At 51.5% G+C, this 15,972-nt stretch carries 14 protein-coding genes; 12 read left to right on the plus strand and 2 right to left on the minus strand.

Annotation, left to right across the window (positions count from 1 at the left end; all coding sequences use genetic code 11):
• Positions 1 to 98: 98 nt before the first annotated feature.
• Positions 99 to 902, plus strand: coding sequence for a trehalose-phosphatase (otsB, locus tag OGX99_RS18130; protein ID WP_151218865.1), 804 nt, complete (start codon positions 99 to 101; stop codon positions 900 to 902).
• Positions 877 to 2,298, plus strand: coding sequence for an alpha,alpha-trehalose-phosphate synthase (otsA, locus tag OGX99_RS18135; RefSeq protein WP_187258814.1), 1,422 nt, complete (start codon positions 877 to 879; stop codon positions 2,296 to 2,298). The genes otsB and otsA overlap by 26 nt, the downstream gene beginning before the upstream one ends.
• A gap of 17 nt (positions 2,299 to 2,315) precedes the next feature.
• On the opposite strand, the gene uspC is transcribed toward otsA, so the two are convergent.
• Positions 2,316 to 2,744, minus strand: coding sequence for a universal stress protein UspC (gene uspC / locus OGX99_RS18140; protein WP_151218864.1), 429 nt, complete (start codon positions 2,742 to 2,744; stop codon positions 2,316 to 2,318).
• 793 nt (positions 2,745 to 3,537) lie between these two features.
• Here uspC and flhD point away from each other — a divergent pair.
• From flhD to cheW, 6 genes are all read left to right on the plus strand, one after another.
• Positions 3,538 to 3,879 carry a flagellar transcriptional regulator FlhD gene (gene flhD / locus OGX99_RS18145; protein ID WP_003034622.1) on the plus strand — a complete coding sequence of 114 codons (342 nt, stop codon included), beginning with the start codon at positions 3,538 to 3,540 and terminating at the stop codon, positions 3,877 to 3,879.
• Positions 3,876 to 4,460, plus strand: coding sequence for a flagellar transcriptional regulator FlhC (gene flhC, locus OGX99_RS18150; protein ID WP_085951062.1), 585 nt, complete (start codon positions 3,876 to 3,878; stop codon positions 4,458 to 4,460). The genes flhD and flhC overlap by 4 nt, the downstream gene beginning before the upstream one ends.
• A 124-nt stretch (positions 4,461 to 4,584) precedes the next feature.
• A complete protein-coding gene (gene motA, locus OGX99_RS18155; protein ID WP_016153442.1) occupies positions 4,585 to 5,472 on the plus strand; it encodes a flagellar motor stator protein MotA in 888 nt (295 codons plus the stop codon).
• Positions 5,469 to 6,398 carry a flagellar motor protein MotB gene (motB, locus tag OGX99_RS18160; protein ID WP_151218863.1) on the plus strand — a complete coding sequence of 310 codons (930 nt, stop codon included), beginning with the start codon at positions 5,469 to 5,471 and terminating at the stop codon, positions 6,396 to 6,398. Before motA ends, motB begins: the two co-directional genes overlap by 4 nt.
• A 10-nt stretch (positions 6,399 to 6,408) precedes the next feature.
• On the plus strand, positions 6,409 to 8,463 hold the full coding sequence (gene cheA, locus OGX99_RS18165) for a chemotaxis protein CheA (RefSeq protein WP_286545322.1): 2,055 nt from the start codon (positions 6,409 to 6,411) through the stop codon (positions 8,461 to 8,463).
• Between the two features lie 20 nt (positions 8,464 to 8,483).
• Positions 8,484 to 8,987: a chemotaxis protein CheW gene (gene cheW / locus OGX99_RS18170; protein WP_080858824.1), complete on the plus strand. Its 504-nt coding sequence runs from the start codon at positions 8,484 to 8,486 to the stop codon at positions 8,985 to 8,987.
• Between the two features lie 69 nt (positions 8,988 to 9,056).
• Here the strand turns inward: cheW and OGX99_RS18175 are convergent, their stop codons facing one another.
• Positions 9,057 to 10,316 carry a dicarboxylate/amino acid:cation symporter gene (locus OGX99_RS18175; protein WP_187258816.1) on the minus strand — a complete coding sequence of 420 codons (1,260 nt, stop codon included), beginning with the start codon at positions 10,314 to 10,316 and terminating at the stop codon, positions 9,057 to 9,059.
• A gap of 404 nt (positions 10,317 to 10,720) precedes the next feature.
• On the opposite strand from OGX99_RS18175, the gene tar reads away from it, so the two are divergent.
• Genes tar through OGX99_RS18195 form a run of 4 tightly spaced genes read left to right on the plus strand, consistent with a single transcriptional unit; the run spans position 10,721 to position 15,959 of the window.
• On the plus strand, positions 10,721 to 12,376 hold the full coding sequence (gene tar / locus OGX99_RS18180; RefSeq protein WP_151218860.1) for a methyl-accepting chemotaxis protein II: 1,656 nt from the start codon (positions 10,721 to 10,723) through the stop codon (positions 12,374 to 12,376).
• A 43-nt stretch (positions 12,377 to 12,419) separates the two neighbouring features.
• Complete coding sequence (gene tap / locus OGX99_RS18185; protein ID WP_210905220.1) at positions 12,420 to 14,021, plus strand: methyl-accepting chemotaxis protein IV; 1,602 nt, start codon at positions 12,420 to 12,422, stop codon at positions 14,019 to 14,021.
• 19 nt (positions 14,022 to 14,040) lie between these two features.
• Entirely contained in the window at positions 14,041 to 14,913 is an 873-nt protein-coding gene (gene cheR, locus OGX99_RS18190) for a protein-glutamate O-methyltransferase CheR (RefSeq protein WP_187252260.1), read from the plus strand.
• Entirely contained in the window at positions 14,910 to 15,959 is a 1,050-nt protein-coding gene (locus OGX99_RS18195; RefSeq protein ID WP_038641470.1) for a protein-glutamate methylesterase/protein-glutamine glutaminase, read from the plus strand. The genes cheR and OGX99_RS18195 overlap by 4 nt, the downstream gene beginning before the upstream one ends.
• Positions 15,960 to 15,972 lie beyond the last annotated feature (13 nt).

A 15,972-nucleotide genomic window follows, 5' to 3' on the forward strand; every position in this document is an offset into this window, starting at 1 on the left:
GGCGAGCATGGTCACACTGTCTATACTTATATCCGTCATACATCATATATACGGCGCGATCCGCGCGGCGTACAAACCATGATGAGGAGGATAACCGGGTGACAGCATCACTGATCTTACCCCCTGAACAATCTGCAAACTGTGCTTACTTTTTTGATCTTGATGGAACATTGGCTGAGATCAAACCCTATCCAGACCAGGTCGTTGTCCCTGAGACAATCCTGCAATTATTACATCAGCTGGCGACGCATAATGCGGGGGCGCTGGCATTGATTTCAGGGCGCTCGATGGCTGAGCTCGACGTGCTGACCGACCCCTTTCGGTTTCCGCTTGCCGGAGTACATGGGGCTGAACGCCGTGACATCAATGGTCAAACCCATGTCGTGCGCCTGGCTGAGGATACTGAGCGTGAAGCAGGGGAGCTATTACACACCGCATTGGCGGCGATGCCGGGCACAACCCTTGAAGCAAAAGGTATGGCTTTCGCGCTGCACTATCGTCAGTCGCCTGAGCATGAAGCGACGCTAATTCACCTGGCTGAACAGATTGTGCGCAGATGGCCGCAACTGGCTGTGCAGCACGGGAAATGCGTCGTGGAGATAAAACCGAAGGGCATCAATAAAGGCGATGCGATCGCCGCATTTATGCAGGAAGCGCCTTTTGCCGGACGGATCCCCGTTTTTTTCGGTGACGATCTGACGGATGAGACAGGGTTTGGCGTAATTAATCGCGCTGGGGGTATTTCTGTAAAAGTAGGGAGCGGAGCGACGCAGGCCGCGTGGCGACTGGATAGCGTTAAGGATGTCTGGCACTGGCTGGAGCAAATTAACTCTTCGCAGCAAGAATCGAAAGTAACGAAAAACAGAAGAGGTGGCTATGAGTCGTTTAGTCGTAGTATCTAATCGTATCGCCTCACCCGATGATAAAGGGAGCGCAGGCGGACTTGCCGTTGGTGTGCTGGGCGCGCTGAAAGCTGCTGGTGGCCTGTGGTTTGGCTGGAGTGGTGACATAGGTAATGAAGACAAACCATTAAAAAAAGTCACACGTGGCAATATTACCTGGGCTTCGTTTAATTTGAGCGAACAGGATTACGAAGAATATTACTGTCAGTTTTCGAATGCTGTTTTATGGCCCGCATTTCACTATCGCCTGGACCTGGTTCAGTTTCAGCGTCCTGCATGGGAAGGTTACCAGCGGGTGAATGCCTTGCTGGTCGATAAACTGCTGCCGCTGCTGAGCGAAGACGACATCATCTGGGTTCATGATTACCATCTGTTGCCGTTTGCCAGCGAACTGCGTAAACGCGGCGTGAATAACCGCATCGGTTTTTTCCTGCATATTCCTTTCCCAACGCCTGAAATTTTTAATGCGCTACCCCCACATCAGGCGCTGCTGGAACAAATGTGTGATTTTGATTTACTCGGTTTCCAGACCGAAAACGATCGCCAGGCTTTTCTGGATTGTCTGGCCGCTCAGACTCAGGTGTCCACACACGGCGAAAAACACCACCGGGCATGGGGAAAAGCGTTTTGCACGCAGGTTTATCCCATCGGTATCGAGCCGGATGAGATTGCCCGACAGGCTTCCGGGCCTCTGCCGCCGAAGCTGGCGCAGTTAAAAGCAGAACTTAAAAACGTGCAGAATATTTTTTCGGTTGAGCGTCTGGATTACTCCAAAGGTTTGCCGGAGCGCTTTCAGGCCTATGAAGCTCTGCTGGAACATTATCCGCAGCATCACGGCAAAATTCGCTATACGCAGATCGCGCCAACGTCGCGTGAAGAGGTGCAGGCCTACCAGGATATTCGCCATCAGCTGGAGACCGAAGCGGGACGGATTAACGGCAGATATGGGCAGTTGGGCTGGACGCCGCTCTATTATCTGAACCAGTACTTTGATCGTAAATTGCTGATGAAGATCTTCCGTTATTCCGATGTCGGATTGGTGACACCGCTGCGCGATGGTATGAACCTGGTGGCGAAAGAGTTCGTGGCTGCACAGGATCCAGCCAACCCCGGTGTTCTGGTGTTATCACAATTTGCCGGCGCCGCGAATGAGCTAACTTCCGCGCTTATCGTTAACCCGTATGACCGGGATGAAGTGGCTGGCGCATTAAACCAGGCGCTGACAATGCCGCTCGGTGAGCGTATTACCCGCCACGCTGAGATGCTTGAGACTATCATTAAAAATGATATCGACAACTGGCAGGCGAGGTTCATTTGCGATTTGGAAAAAGTCTCCCCACGCCAGAGTAAACAGTCATTGTCTGATCAAGTTTCTTCCTGCTCAAAACTGGCGTGACGCGCCAAAAACGAAATTCAATCTCCAGCCAGTGGAACCAGTAGAACATCCACCTGGCTGGCACTAACTACGCTTTTCGCTGAGCAGGACGCGCGCGAAAAGAAGCTGTGGTTATGGTTGCCATAAATGACCAGATCGACCGCGTGTTTCCGGCATACGTCCAGAATATGGTCATTCAGTGCCCCATAGGTGATAAAGGTATGTTCAATGGGGTACTGCGCTTCTTTGCCGAGCTTGTTGATAAAATCCTGAGTCTCCTCTTGCATCACTTCGCGCAGGTCTTCCAGCATGGGGGCTGCAAACTGATTATAAAGTTCAGGGTCTGAGACCAGAGTTATCAGGCTAATACGGGCATTGACAGGACGGGCGATTGAAACTGCCTTGGCTAACAACTGTTGGCTTTCAGGTGTGGCGGCAACCGCAACAAGAATGTGTGTGTAGCTCATAACTCACTCCTTTTTTAAGAATTATGAGAGGATTTTTTAGCATTACTCAGCTTACTCCATACTGCAACCATTCCTTCCTGGATAGTGTGAATACCGTCATGATTATTCATTAATTATTCTTATAAATAGAATAATTGAGCCATATAACTTGTAAATACACTGAGGGTACTTAAGTAAAACTCACTGCTAATGAAAACAATGTGTTAATAAAAAATAAACATATTTTAACATTCTACTGGTTATCACAAGCCGGTATTAATTAATCACTCTTAATATTTAAGTTATTGTTTATAAAGCGTTTAATTGAAACGGTGTTTTGCATAAATAATGTGATCAAGCTCGCTATTTTACAATGTGATATTAACGTTTGTGAACAAAATACTATTCGCTTTTATTGCAAGAATATTCGTCCCAAAGGAATTGAAATGGAGATTGTTGGATTAAAAAATAAGCAAAGTAAAAGCTGTGCTGATGGATTTATGTTAAGTGTTTGGCTGGTTTATGTGATCTGCGTCACATATTCTTCAAATTCGCGGCATGGCTCCGTTGTATGTGTAACGGGTGGCGGGTAGAGTTGCGTCGAATTAGGAAAAATCTTAGACATTTGTAAGAATTGATGTGAGCTTGTAAGGAATACGGCCTTCTGAAAAAGGACTGTTTAGACAACGCGTAAGTGCCGTCACGCTGCTATGTATTTGACCTTTTGCTTTTTTTTTTACCGGGCCTTCCCGGCGACATCACGGGGTGCGGTTTTACCGCATAAAAATAATGTTGGTTATTATGGATGCAAATAATGCATACATCCGAGTTGCTGAAACACATTTATGACATCAATTTGTCATATTTATTGCTTGCACAACGTTTGATCGTTCAGGACAAAGCATCTGCGATGTTTCGCCTTGGTATCAGCGAAGAGATGGCGGATACGTTGGCAACATTAACACTTCCTCAAATGGTCAAACTGGCTGAAACCAACCAACTGGTATGCCATTTCCGTTTCGACGATCACCAGACTGTTACTCGCCTGACGCAAGACTCTCGCGTTGATGATCTCCAGCAAATACATACCGGTATCATGCTTTCAACACGCCTGTTAAGCGACATCGATGATGCAGCGCGTAAGAAAAGGGCTTGATGATGAGCGAAAAAAGCATTGTTCAGGAAGCGCGTGATATTCAGCTGGCAATGGAATTAATCACATTGGGCGCTCGTTTGCAAATGCTGGAGAGCGAAACGCAATTAAGCCGCGGTCGACTTATCAAGCTGTACAAAGAATTACGCGGCAGTCCTCCGCCAAAAGGGATGTTACCTTTTTCCACCGACTGGTTTATGACGTGGGAACAAAATATTCATGCTTCGATGTTTTGTAACGCATGGCAATTCCTGCTCAAAACCGGTTTGTGCAGCGGTGTTGATGCCGTAATCAAGGCGTATCGTTTGTATCTTGAGCAATGTCCACAACCGGAAGAAGGCCCGTTGCTGGCGTTAACTCGCGCCTGGACGCTGGTGCGTTTTGTCGACAGTGGGTTGCTAGAACTGTCCAGATGCAATTGTTGCGGCGGGAATTTTATCACCCACGCACACCAACCCGCGGGCAGCTTCGCCTGCAGTTTATGCCAACCGCCATCACGGGCCGTAAAAAGACGTAAACTTTCCCAGAATGCTGCCGATATTATTCCACAACTGCTGGATGAACAGATCGAACAAGCTGTTTAACTGATACGGTGTGGACAAACACTCCAGCAGCGGTAAGCGATTACCGCTGCTTTTTTTTGCCCTGACCTCAAGTTAACTGCCCGACTGCGCATCCTGTCATAGTCAATTGCGAAAGGATGATGTCGTGCTTATCTTATTAGGTTACCTGGTTGTTATTGGTACAGTTTTCGGCGGTTACATGATGACCGGCGGACACCTTGGGGCACTCTATCAACCGGCTGAGCTGGTGATTATCGGTGGCGCGGGTATTGGGGCATTCATCGTCGGCAATAACGGGAAAGCCATCAAGGGGACGATGAAAGCGATCCCGATGCTTTTCCGTCGTTCAAAATACACCAAAGCGATGTATATGGATCTGCTGGCGCTGCTGTACCGCCTGATGGCCAAGTCACGTCAGCAGGGCATGTTCTCACTTGAGCGCGATATCGAAAACCCCAAAGAAAGTGAAATCTTCGCCAGCTATCCACGTATTCTCGCAGATGCCGTGATGCTTGATTTTATTGTCGATTATCTGCGTCTGATCATCAGCGGCAACATGAACACGTTTGAAATTGAAGCGTTGATGGACGAAGAAATTGAGACTCACGAAAGTGAAGCCGAAGTCCCTGCCAATAGCCTGGCGATGGTGGGGGATTCATTACCGGCGTTCGGGATCGTGGCAGCTGTTATGGGGGTTGTTCACGCTCTGGCTTCCGCTGACCGTCCGGCGGCGGAACTGGGTTCGCTGATTGCGCATGCGATGGTAGGGACATTCCTCGGTATTTTACTGGCCTATGGATTTATTTCTCCACTCGCCAGCGTTTTACGCCAGAAAAGTGCTGAAACAACCAAAATGATGCAGTGTGTGAAGATAACTCTGCTCTCTAACCTGAATGGTTACGCGCCGCCAATTGCCGTTGAATTTGGTCGTAAGACTCTGTATTCCAGCGAACGTCCTTCGTTTATCGAACTGGAAGAGCATGTTCGTGCGGTGAGAAATCCAACTGCGCAGCAGACGACCGAGGACGCATGAAAAATCAGGCCCATCCCATTATCGTTGTAAAGCGACGCAAGCATAAAGGTCACGGTGGTGGGGCGCATGGTTCGTGGAAAATCGCCTACGCCGATTTTATGACCGCGATGATGGCCTTCTTTCTGGTGATGTGGCTCATTTCCATCTCCAGCCCTAAAGAATTGATCCAGATTGCCGAATATTTCCGTACGCCGCTGGCCACCGCGGTAACCGGGGGAAATCGCATTTCGAATAGCCAAAGCCCAATTCCAGGCGGCGGGGATGATTACACCCAGCAGCAGGGAGAGGTGAATAAGCAGCCGAATATTGATGATTTAAGAAAACGCATGGAACAAAGTCGGTTGAGCAAACTTCGCGGCGATCTTGATCAACTGATTGAATCGGACCCCAAACTGCGCGCACTACGCCCGCATTTGAAAATTGATTTAGTTCAGGAAGGGTTGCGAATACAGATTATCGACAGCCAGAACCGCCCGATGTTTAAGACCGGTAGCGCGGAGGTCGAACCGTATATGCGCGACATCCTGCGGTCCATCGCGCCAGTGCTCAACGGGATCCCAAACAGAATCAGCCTTTCCGGTCATACGGATGATTACCCTTACGCCAATGGTGAGAAAGGGTATAGCAACTGGGAGCTGTCTGCTGATCGTGCTAACGCATCGCGACGCGAGCTGGTTAGCGGCGGTCTGGATGATGGAAAAGTATTACGTGTGGTAGGTATGGCCGCCACGATGCGTCTGAGCGATCGCGGTCCCGATGACGCTATCAACCGCCGTATAAGCCTGCTGGTTCTCAATAAGCAGGCGGAAGAGGCCATTTTGCATGAAAACGCTGAAAGCCAGAATGAGCCGGTAAGTGTCTTACAACAGCCAGCGGAACTCCCGCCGGCAAGCGTTCCCACATCGCCACCAGCCAATCCGAGGTGATAGCGTGAGCATGGATATAAGCGATTTTTATCAAACATTTTTTGATGAAGCTGACGAACTGTTGGCTGACATGGAGCAACACCTGCTTGATTTGGTTCCTGAAGCCCCGGATTCCGAACAGCTGAATGCGATTTTTCGTGCTGCGCACTCGATAAAAGGCGGGGCGGGCACCTTCGGCTTTACCATTTTGCAGGAAACGACCCATCTGATGGAAAACCTGCTGGATGAAGCGCGGCGTGGCGAGATGCAGCTCAATGCCGACATTATCAACCTGTTTTTGGAAACGAAAGATATTATGCAGGAACAGCTCGACGCCTATAAAAGCTCAGAGGAGCCTGATGCCGCCAGCTTTGAGTACATTTGCAATGCGTTACGCCAGCTAGCGCTCGAAGCGAAAGGTGAAACCGCACCGTTGGTGGTCAATACCGCTAAACTGAGCGTTGCTGAAAGTACAGCAATGCAGGAAGAGGCAGGTGCAAAGTCTGAACCCGTCTGTGAAGAGAGTAAGAAACGCATTATTCTCTCGCGATTGAAAGCCAGTGAAGTGGATTTACTGGAAGAAGAGCTAGGGAATCTGGCAACCTTAACCGACGTGGTGAAAGGAAGCGACACGCTGTCAGCTACGCTTGATGGCAACCTCGCGGAAGATGACATCATCGCGGTACTCTGCTTTGTGATTGAGGCTGATCAGATTGAATTTGAAACCGTCAGCGCTGCGCCTGCAGCCGTTGAAACTGAAGCAGAAGCAGAAGCAGAAGTAGAAGCGCTAGCCGTTGCCGCGAAGCCACAGCCGGTTACCGTTGTGCCAGCGGTAAAAGCCGCCGCCAGTGACGCGCCACATGGCCGCGCGGAGCGTGACAAACCAGCCCGCGCCAGCGAGTCGACCAGCATCCGCGTAGCAGTCGAGAAGGTCGATCAGCTCATTAACCTGGTCGGCGAGTTGGTCATCACCCAGTCAATGCTGGCTCAGCGCTCTAATGAACTGGATCCCGTTAATCATGGCGATCTCATCACCAGTATGGGGCAGTTACAACGTAACGCCCGCGACTTGCAAGAGTCGGTGATGTCGATTCGAATGATGCCGATGGAATATGTGTTCAGCCGTTTCCCACGTCTGGTGCGCGATCTGGCCGGTAAGCTGGGTAAACAGGTCGAACTGACGCAGGTGGGTAGCTCAACCGAACTCGACAAGAGCCTGATTGAACGCATTATCGATCCGTTGACGCTCCTGGTACGTAACAGCCTCGATCACGGTATCGAACTGCCGGAAAAACGTCTTGAAGCCGGAAAAAGCCCAATTGGTAATCTGACGCTTTCCGCAGAGCATCAGGGCGGAAATATCTGTATTGAAGTCACTGATGATGGTGCTGGTCTGAATCGCGAGCGTATCCTCGCCAAAGCTGTCTCTCAGGGCATGCCGATCCACGAAAATATGAGCGATGATGAAGTCGGCATGCTGATCTTCGCCCCTGGCTTCTCAACCGCTGAACAGGTGACGGATGTCTCGGGTCGCGGCGTGGGTATGGATGTGGTGAAGCGCAATATCCAGGAGATGGGGGGCCATGTTGAAATCCAGTCCAAACAGGGACAGGGAACAACCATTCGAATTTTGCTGCCGCTGACGCTGGCGATCCTCGACGGGATGTCCGTACGCGTGGCGGATGAAGTCTTTATCCTGCCGCTGAATGCCGTGATGGAGTCACTGCAACCGCGCGAAGAAGATCTTCATCCGCTTGCCGGGGGAGAGCGCGTTCTGGAAGTGCGCGGCGAGTATTTACCGCTGGTTGAGTTGTGGAAAGTCTTCGAGGTTGAAGGCGCAAAAACCGAAGCAACACAAGGAATTGTGGTGATTTTACAAAGTGCGGGTCGTCGCTATGCACTGCTGGTCGATCAGTTAATTGGCCAACACCAGGTGGTCGTCAAAAACCTGGAAAGCAACTACCGGAAGGTGCCTGGTATTTCTGCAGCGACGATCCTCGGCGACGGCAGCGTTGCGCTGATTGTCGATGTCTCTGCATTGCAGGGGTTAAACCGCGAACAACGTGTGGCGATCACAGCCGCCTGATTGAGTGAGAAGGGAATAATATGACCGGTATGAGTAATGTAACTAAACTGGCCGGCGAACCGTCAGGTCAGGAATTCCTCGTGTTTACGCTGGGGGATGAAGAGTACGGTATCGATATCCTGAAAGTGCAGGAAATCCGTGGCTATGATCAGGTGACGCGTATTGCTAACACACCTGCGTTTATCAAAGGCGTCACCAATCTGCGCGGTGTGATTGTGCCGATTGTTGACCTGCGTGTGAAGTTTAGCCAGAGCGATGTCGATTACAACGAAAACACCGTAGTGATTGTGCTTAACCTGGGTCAGCGGGTGGTCGGAATTGTGGTGGATGGCGTCTCGGATGTACTGTCGCTGACGACGGAGCAAATTCGTCCGGCACCGGAATTCGCGGTTACGTTGTCGACGGAATACCTGACGGGGCTGGGGGCGTTGGGTGACCGGATGCTGATTCTGGTCAATATTGAGAAATTGCTAAACAGCGAAGAAATGGCGCTGCTGGATATTGCCGCGAGTCACGTAGCGTAACCGCTTCCGGCCTACAACGACGAACTTTGTAGGCCGGATAAGCATCGCGCCATCCGGCATTATTATCTTTTACGCTTCCCGCTCGACCAGTTCCGGTTCTTCTTCCAGTAAACCCTCATTCTGTGCCAGCATTGCCGTTGCAATCCCGTTACCTAATACGTTGATTGCTGAACGTCCCATATCCAGGAAGTGGTCAATCCCCATCAGTAGCAGAATTCCGGCAACCGGAATATTGAAGCTCGGGATGGTCGCCGCCAGTACCACCAGCGCTGAACGCGGCACACCTGCAATTCCTTTAGACGCCAGCATCAGCGTCAGCATCAGGACGGTAATTTCGGCAAAGGAGAGGTGAATATTATAGGCCTGCGCGATAAACATAGAGGCGAAGGAGCAGTAGACCATCGAGCCGACCAGGTTAAACGAATAACCTATAGGTAATACGAATGACACGATGTTGGGCGAACAGCCAAATTTGGTTAATTGCTCCAGCGTTTTCGGATAAGCGGCTTCAGAGCTGCTGGTCGTGAATGCCACCAGAACCGGATCCTTCAGCATGCTCACGAGGCGAAAAACCTCTTTTTTCAGCATGATATAACCCACTGCCAGTAGAACCAGGCAGGTCAGCAAAATAGCCACATAGTAGCCGCCGATGAACGACGCGTAGTTGAGCAGGATCCCCAGACCCTGGGTGGAGATAACTGAGGAAATGGCGGCAAAAATGGCCAGTGGCGCAACGTACATCACGTAACCCGTCACCTTCAGCATTATGTGGGAGACCACATCCAGCGCGGCAACCAGTGGCGCGTTGAATTTTTCACCAAGCGATGCTCCTCCAATACCGAAGAACATTGAGAACACCACAATTTGCAGGATCTCATTGTTGGCCATCGCCTCAGCTATGCTGGTTGGGATGGTGTGAGTCAGAAAACCTTTCAGGCTCATGCCGCCTACGGCCAGGCCGGTATCAGTGGCTTCCTGCGGGATCGCCAGATTCAGTCCGCTGCCGGGTTGCTCAAGAGAAACCACAAACAGACCGACCAGAATAGACAGTATGGAAGAGCTGATAAACCAGATCATCGCTTTCCCACCTACGCGCCCGATGGTGGATGTTTCTCCCAGGCGCATAATGCCGACGGTCAGGGTGCTGAATACTAAAGGTGCGATCACCATTTTTATCAGGCGCAAAAAGATGTCGGTGAGAAGCGTAATATTATCGGCCCAGGCGTTCACAACGCCGGGAGAGGCATAAGAGTGGATCACCGCACCTGACAGGATCCCTGCCAGCATGAAGATCACGATAAACAACGTGAGTTTGTTTGCATTTGCCACTAAAAAGCCCTCAGTAAGGATTTAACATTTATTGATCGGTTACTCATTTTTTATACTTATTAAGTGGTAACGAAATATTCATCATATAAATTGAATTAAAGCGCCACCTGATACAACTTTTTTTAATTTTTTATTCATTTTGTTGTGGTATTTACGATGTGTATGTGTGATCTCAATCACACAAGGGTGGCTATTTCATCCAATCTGGGCATGTTCACAAAGGAATGAGCATGTTATATACATGATAATCATGATGTTTTTATGTGAATAATTTGTGGTTACCAAACCCTGTCTTACCGTCCTTCCGCCAGGCTTCCCGTCTCTCAGGATTTCCTTTTCGCAAACGTAAAGTTATCTCAGCCACTGCCGATAACGTTGATAACTCGTTTTCAGGAAGGTGCCTTATGTTTAACCGTATCCGCGTTGTCACAATGCTGATGATGGTGCTGGGGGTTTTCGCACTGCTACAGCTTGTTTCCGGTGGTCTGTTGTTTTCTTCATTGCAGCAGAATCAACAAAGTTTTGTTATCTCTAACGATTTACGACAGCAGCAAAGTGAACTCACCTCAACATGGGATCTGATGCTGCAAACACGAATCAATTTAAGCCGTTCTTCTGCACGCATGATGATGGATGCGTCTAACCAGCAGAGCAGCGCGAAAAACGATCTGCTGAAGAATGCGAAAGCCTCTCTGGCGCAGGCGGATACGCATTACGCAAATTTTAAAAACATCACCCCGTTACCGGAGATGGCTGAAGCCAGCGGCAATGTTGAGGAGAAATATCAGCAATACCATGCGGCTTTGACAGAACTGATTCAGTTTCTGGAGAACGGCAATATGGATGCCTATTTCGCGCAACCAACTCAGGGAATGCAAAATGCGCTCGGCGAGGCGCTGGGCAAGTACGCCAGCGTGAGCGAGAAGCTTTATGCTCAGGCATTTGATCAAAGCGCACGGGATTACCACTTCGCCCAATGGCAGCTTGGCGTGCTGGCCGTCGTGTTGGTACTGATTCTGGTGGTGGTGTGGTATGGCATTCGTCATACCTTGCTTAATCCTCTGGCTCGCGTCATTGCCCATATTCGGGAAATCGCCAGCGGTAACCTGACCGCGACTCTGGCCGTCAGCGGTCGTAACGAAATCGGCGAGCTGGCCAGTACGGTTGATCATATGCAGCGTTCGCTGACGGAAACCGTCACCCTGGTGCGTGAAGGCTCTGATGCGATTTATTCCGGGACCAGCGAAATTGCCAGCGGCAACACCGATCTTTCATCTCGTACTGAGCAGCAGGCATCTGCGCTGGAAGAAACCGCCGCCAGCATGGAACAACTGACCGCAACTGTGAAGCAAAATGCGGACAACGCGCGTCAGGCCTCGCAACTGGCGAAAAGCGCCTCCGATACTGCGCAGCATGGCGGCAAAGTGGTTGATAGCGTGGTGAACACCATGCATGAAATCGCTGATAGCTCGAAGAAAATTGCCGACATCATCAGCGTCATTGATGGGATTGCCTTTCAGACCAACATTCTCGCACTGAACGCGGCGGTTGAAGCGGCACGTGCCGGTGAGCAAGGTCGTGGTTTTGCCGTAGTTGCGGGCGAAGTGCGTAATCTGGCAAGCCGCAGTGCGCAGGCGGCGAAAGAGATCAAAGCGTTGATTGAAGATTCTGTTTCCCGCGTGGATACCGGTTCCGTACTGGTAGAAAGCGCAGGAGAAACGATGAACGACATCGTGAATGCCGTGACGCGGGTGACTGACATTATGGGCGAGATTGCCTCGGCCTCCGACGAGCAAAGCCGGGGGATTGATCAGGTTGCGCTCGCAGTCTCTGAGATGGATCGCGTTACGCAGCAGAACGCTTCTTTAGTACAGGAATCGGCCGCTGCGGCCGCTGCTCTTGAAGAACAGGCCAGCCGTCTGACGCAGTCGGTGTCGACTTTCCGTCTTGCGTCACGCCCTGCGCCGTCTAAGCCGCGTGATGCTCGATTACCTGCGGCGGTGAGCGCTTCTAACCCACGCCAGAACATTGAACAAGATACGAATTGGGAAACATTTTGACTGATAGTTAAACCGCGGCCAGTGCCGCCCGATGGGAGCGTTGATGTTTAATCGTATTCGAATTTCGACCACGCTGTTTTTGATTTTAATCCTCTGCGGTGTTTTGCAGATTGGCAGTAATGGCTTGTCCTTCTGGGCATTTCGGGACGGTTTTCAGAATCTGAATCAGGTCGAACGGAGTAATCAGCAACGCGCTGCGCTGGCCCAAACCCGCGCTGTGTTATTACAGGCCAGTACGGCCCTTAATAAGGCAGGGACGCTGACCGCCCTGAGCTATCCGCCAGAGGACATCAAAACCCTGATGACCCTCGCGCGCGATAGCCTTGCGCAGTCTGAATTGATGTTTAAACGCTTTATGGCGACGTCGGATACGACGGAACAAGGCAAGGCGCTGTTTAGCGCGACGGAGAAAAGTTTCAATCAGTGGCACAGCGATCTCGCGCATCAGGCCACCTGGCTTGAAAACAATCAGTTGTCAGATTTTCTGACCGCACCGGTGCAGGCGGCTCAAGATGCTTTTGATGCGAATGTGAATGCATGGCAGAGCAACATCGACCGCGTGTTGCAAACGGCAGGAGAGCAGAGCCAGAGAAATTACCATATGTCGGGGGTGATTTTCGCCACGATGGTGATACTGGCGGCGCTGTTAACCAGTGCGGCGTTGTACTGGTCGCGCAAGATGATTGTCCAGCCGCTGGCGATTATTGGCAGTCATTTTGACAGCATTGCCGCGGGTAATCTGGCCCGCCCGGTAGCGGTTTATGGGCGCAATGAGATCTCGGCCATTTTTGCCAGCCTGAAGAAGATGCAGCAGGCACTGCGTGAAACGGTAAGCGAAGTTCGCCAGGGCAGCTCAGCCATGCATCGCGGCATTTCAGAAATCGCGATGGGCAACAACGATTTGTCCTCACGGACTGAACAGCAGGCGGCGGCGCTGGCGCAAACGGCGGCCAGCATGGAACAACTGACCGCAACCGTCGGGCAGAATGCTGATAACGCGCGCCAGGCGTCAGGAATTGCCAAAAGTGCGGCCGATACCGCGCATAAAGGCGGCGAACAGACGTCCCGGGTCGCCAGCACCATGCATGAGATTTCCGCCAGCTCGCAGAAAATTGGCGACATTATCGGCGTGATTGACAGCATTGCCTTTCAGACCAATATCCTCGCGCTGAATGCGGCGGTCGAGGCCGCTCGCGCGGGTGAGCAGGGGCGCGGTTTTGCCGTCGTCGCCGGAGAGGTACGCAATCTGGCAAGTCGTAGCGCGCAGGCGGCGAAAGAAATAAAAGGGCTCATTGAGGAGTCTGTCACCCGAGTGCATCAGGGATCGCGGTTGGTTGATATGGCAGCGCGGACCATGACTGAAATCGTCAGCTCGATTACCCGGGTTAACGACATTATGGGCGAGATTGCCTCAGCTTCTGATGAACAGCGTAAAGGCATTGAGCAGGTGGCGCAGGCCGTCAGCCAGATGGACTCAGTGACGCAGCAAAACGCCGGGCTGGTGGAAGAAGCCGCGTCCGCCACCGGACAACTCGCCACCCAGGCCGATAATCTTTCAGCCTGTGTCGCATTTTTTAAGCTTGAAGAGCAAACCGTAGCAAAACAAGAATTGGCGCAGCCGCAGGTTGTGCCCGTTGTATCCTGAATGTGATTGAGAAGGCGCTATGACATCATCTCTGCCCTCCGGGCAAACGTCATTATTGTTACAGATGACCCAGCGCCTCGCGCTGTCTGACGCGCATTTTCGTCGGATATGTCAATTAATCTACCAGCGTGCGGGGATCGTACTGGCCGACCATAAGCGGGACATGGTTTATAACCGTCTTGTTCGTCGTCTGCGTACCCTGGGGCTGGATGACTTTGGTCGCTATCTCAGCATGCTGGAAGCTAACCAGAACAGTGCTGAGTGGCAGGCCTTTATTAACTCCCTGACTACCAACCTGACCGCGTTTTTTCGTGAAGGGCACCATTTTCCGGTGCTGTCAGATCATGCGCGTCGGCGTAGCGGTGAATACCGCGTCTGGAGCGCTGCGGCGTCAACCGGAGAAGAGCCGTACAGCATTGCGATTACGCTCGCCGATACCTTAGGTATGGCCCCGGGTCGCTGGCGTGTTTTTGCTAGCGACATTGATACCGAAGTGCTGGAAAAAGCCAGAGCCGGTATTTACCGCCTCGATGAGCTAAAAACGCTGTCACCCCAGCAGTTGCAGCGCTATTTCATGCGTGGCACCGGCCCGCATGAGGGACTGGTACGCGTTCGGCAGGAACTGGCGGGACATGTTGAATTTTCCAGCGTGAATTTACTGGATAAACAGTACAACGTGCCAGGGCCATTCGATGCCATATTCTGCCGCAACGTGATGATCTATTTCGATAAAACGACGCAGCAGGACATTTTGCACCGTTTTGTTCCACTTCTTAAACCCGATGGGCTGCTGTTTGCAGGTCATTCAGAAAACTTTAGCAACCTCGTGCGCGAGTTTAGCCTGCGTGGACAGACCGTGTATGCGCATGCGCCAGGTAAGGATAAAGCATGAGTAAAATCAGGGTGTTGTCGGTCGATGATTCCGCGCTGATGCGTCAGATCATGACCGAAATAATTAACAGCCACAGTGATATGGAAATGGTGGCAACGGCGCCAGATCCGTTAGTCGCCCGGGATTTAATCAAAAAATACAATCCCGACGTCCTGACGCTGGATGTGGAAATGCCGCGCATGGATGGCCTCGACTTTCTAGAGAAACTGATGCGCCTGCGTCCAATGCCGGTGGTTATGGTCTCTTCCCTGACCGGTAAAGGTTCCGAGGTCACGTTGCGGGCGCTGGAACTGGGTGCGATCGATTTTGTCACCAAACCACAACTGGGGATCCGTGAAGGGATGTTGGCCTACAGCGAGATGATCGCTGAGAAGATCCGCACCGCGTCACGGGCAAAACTGGCGGCCCATAAACCCATGGCGGCTCCGACGACCTTGAAAGCGGGGCCGTTACTCAGTTCGGAAAAACTGCTGGTGATTGGTGCCTCAACCGGAGGAACAGAGGCAATTCGGCATGTACTCCAGCCATTGCCGCTTTCAAGTCCCGGTATTCTTATTACCCAGCATATGCCGCCAGGATTTACCCGTTCATTCGCCGAACGTCTGAACAAACTGTGTCAGATAACCGTGAAAGAGGCTGAGGACGGGGAGCGTGTGCTGCCAGGGCATGCGTATATCGCGCCTGGCGATAAGCATATGGAACTGGCGCGCAGCGGGGCGAACTACCAGATCAAAATTCATGATGGTCCGCCGGTTAACCGGCATCGACCTTCAGTGGATGTGCTGTTCCATTCGGTGGCAAAACATGCGGGGCGTAATGCCGTGGGTGTGATCCTGACGGGTATGGGCAACGATGGTGCCGCCGGAATGTTAGCGATGAATCAGGCGGGTGCCTGGACCATTGCGCAAAACGAAGCTAGTTGTGTGGTGTTCGGCATGCCGCGCGAGGCCATCAATATGGGTGGCGTAAGCGAAGTGGTCGATCTTAGCCAGGTAAGCCAGCAAATGCTGGCGAAAATCAGTGCCGGACAGGCAATACGTATTTGAATCAGGAGTTTAT

The sequence above is a fragment of the Citrobacter sp. Cu096 genome, from assembly GCF_030332285.1.
Lineage (GTDB): Bacteria > Pseudomonadota > Gammaproteobacteria > Enterobacterales > Enterobacteriaceae > Citrobacter > Citrobacter meridianamericanus.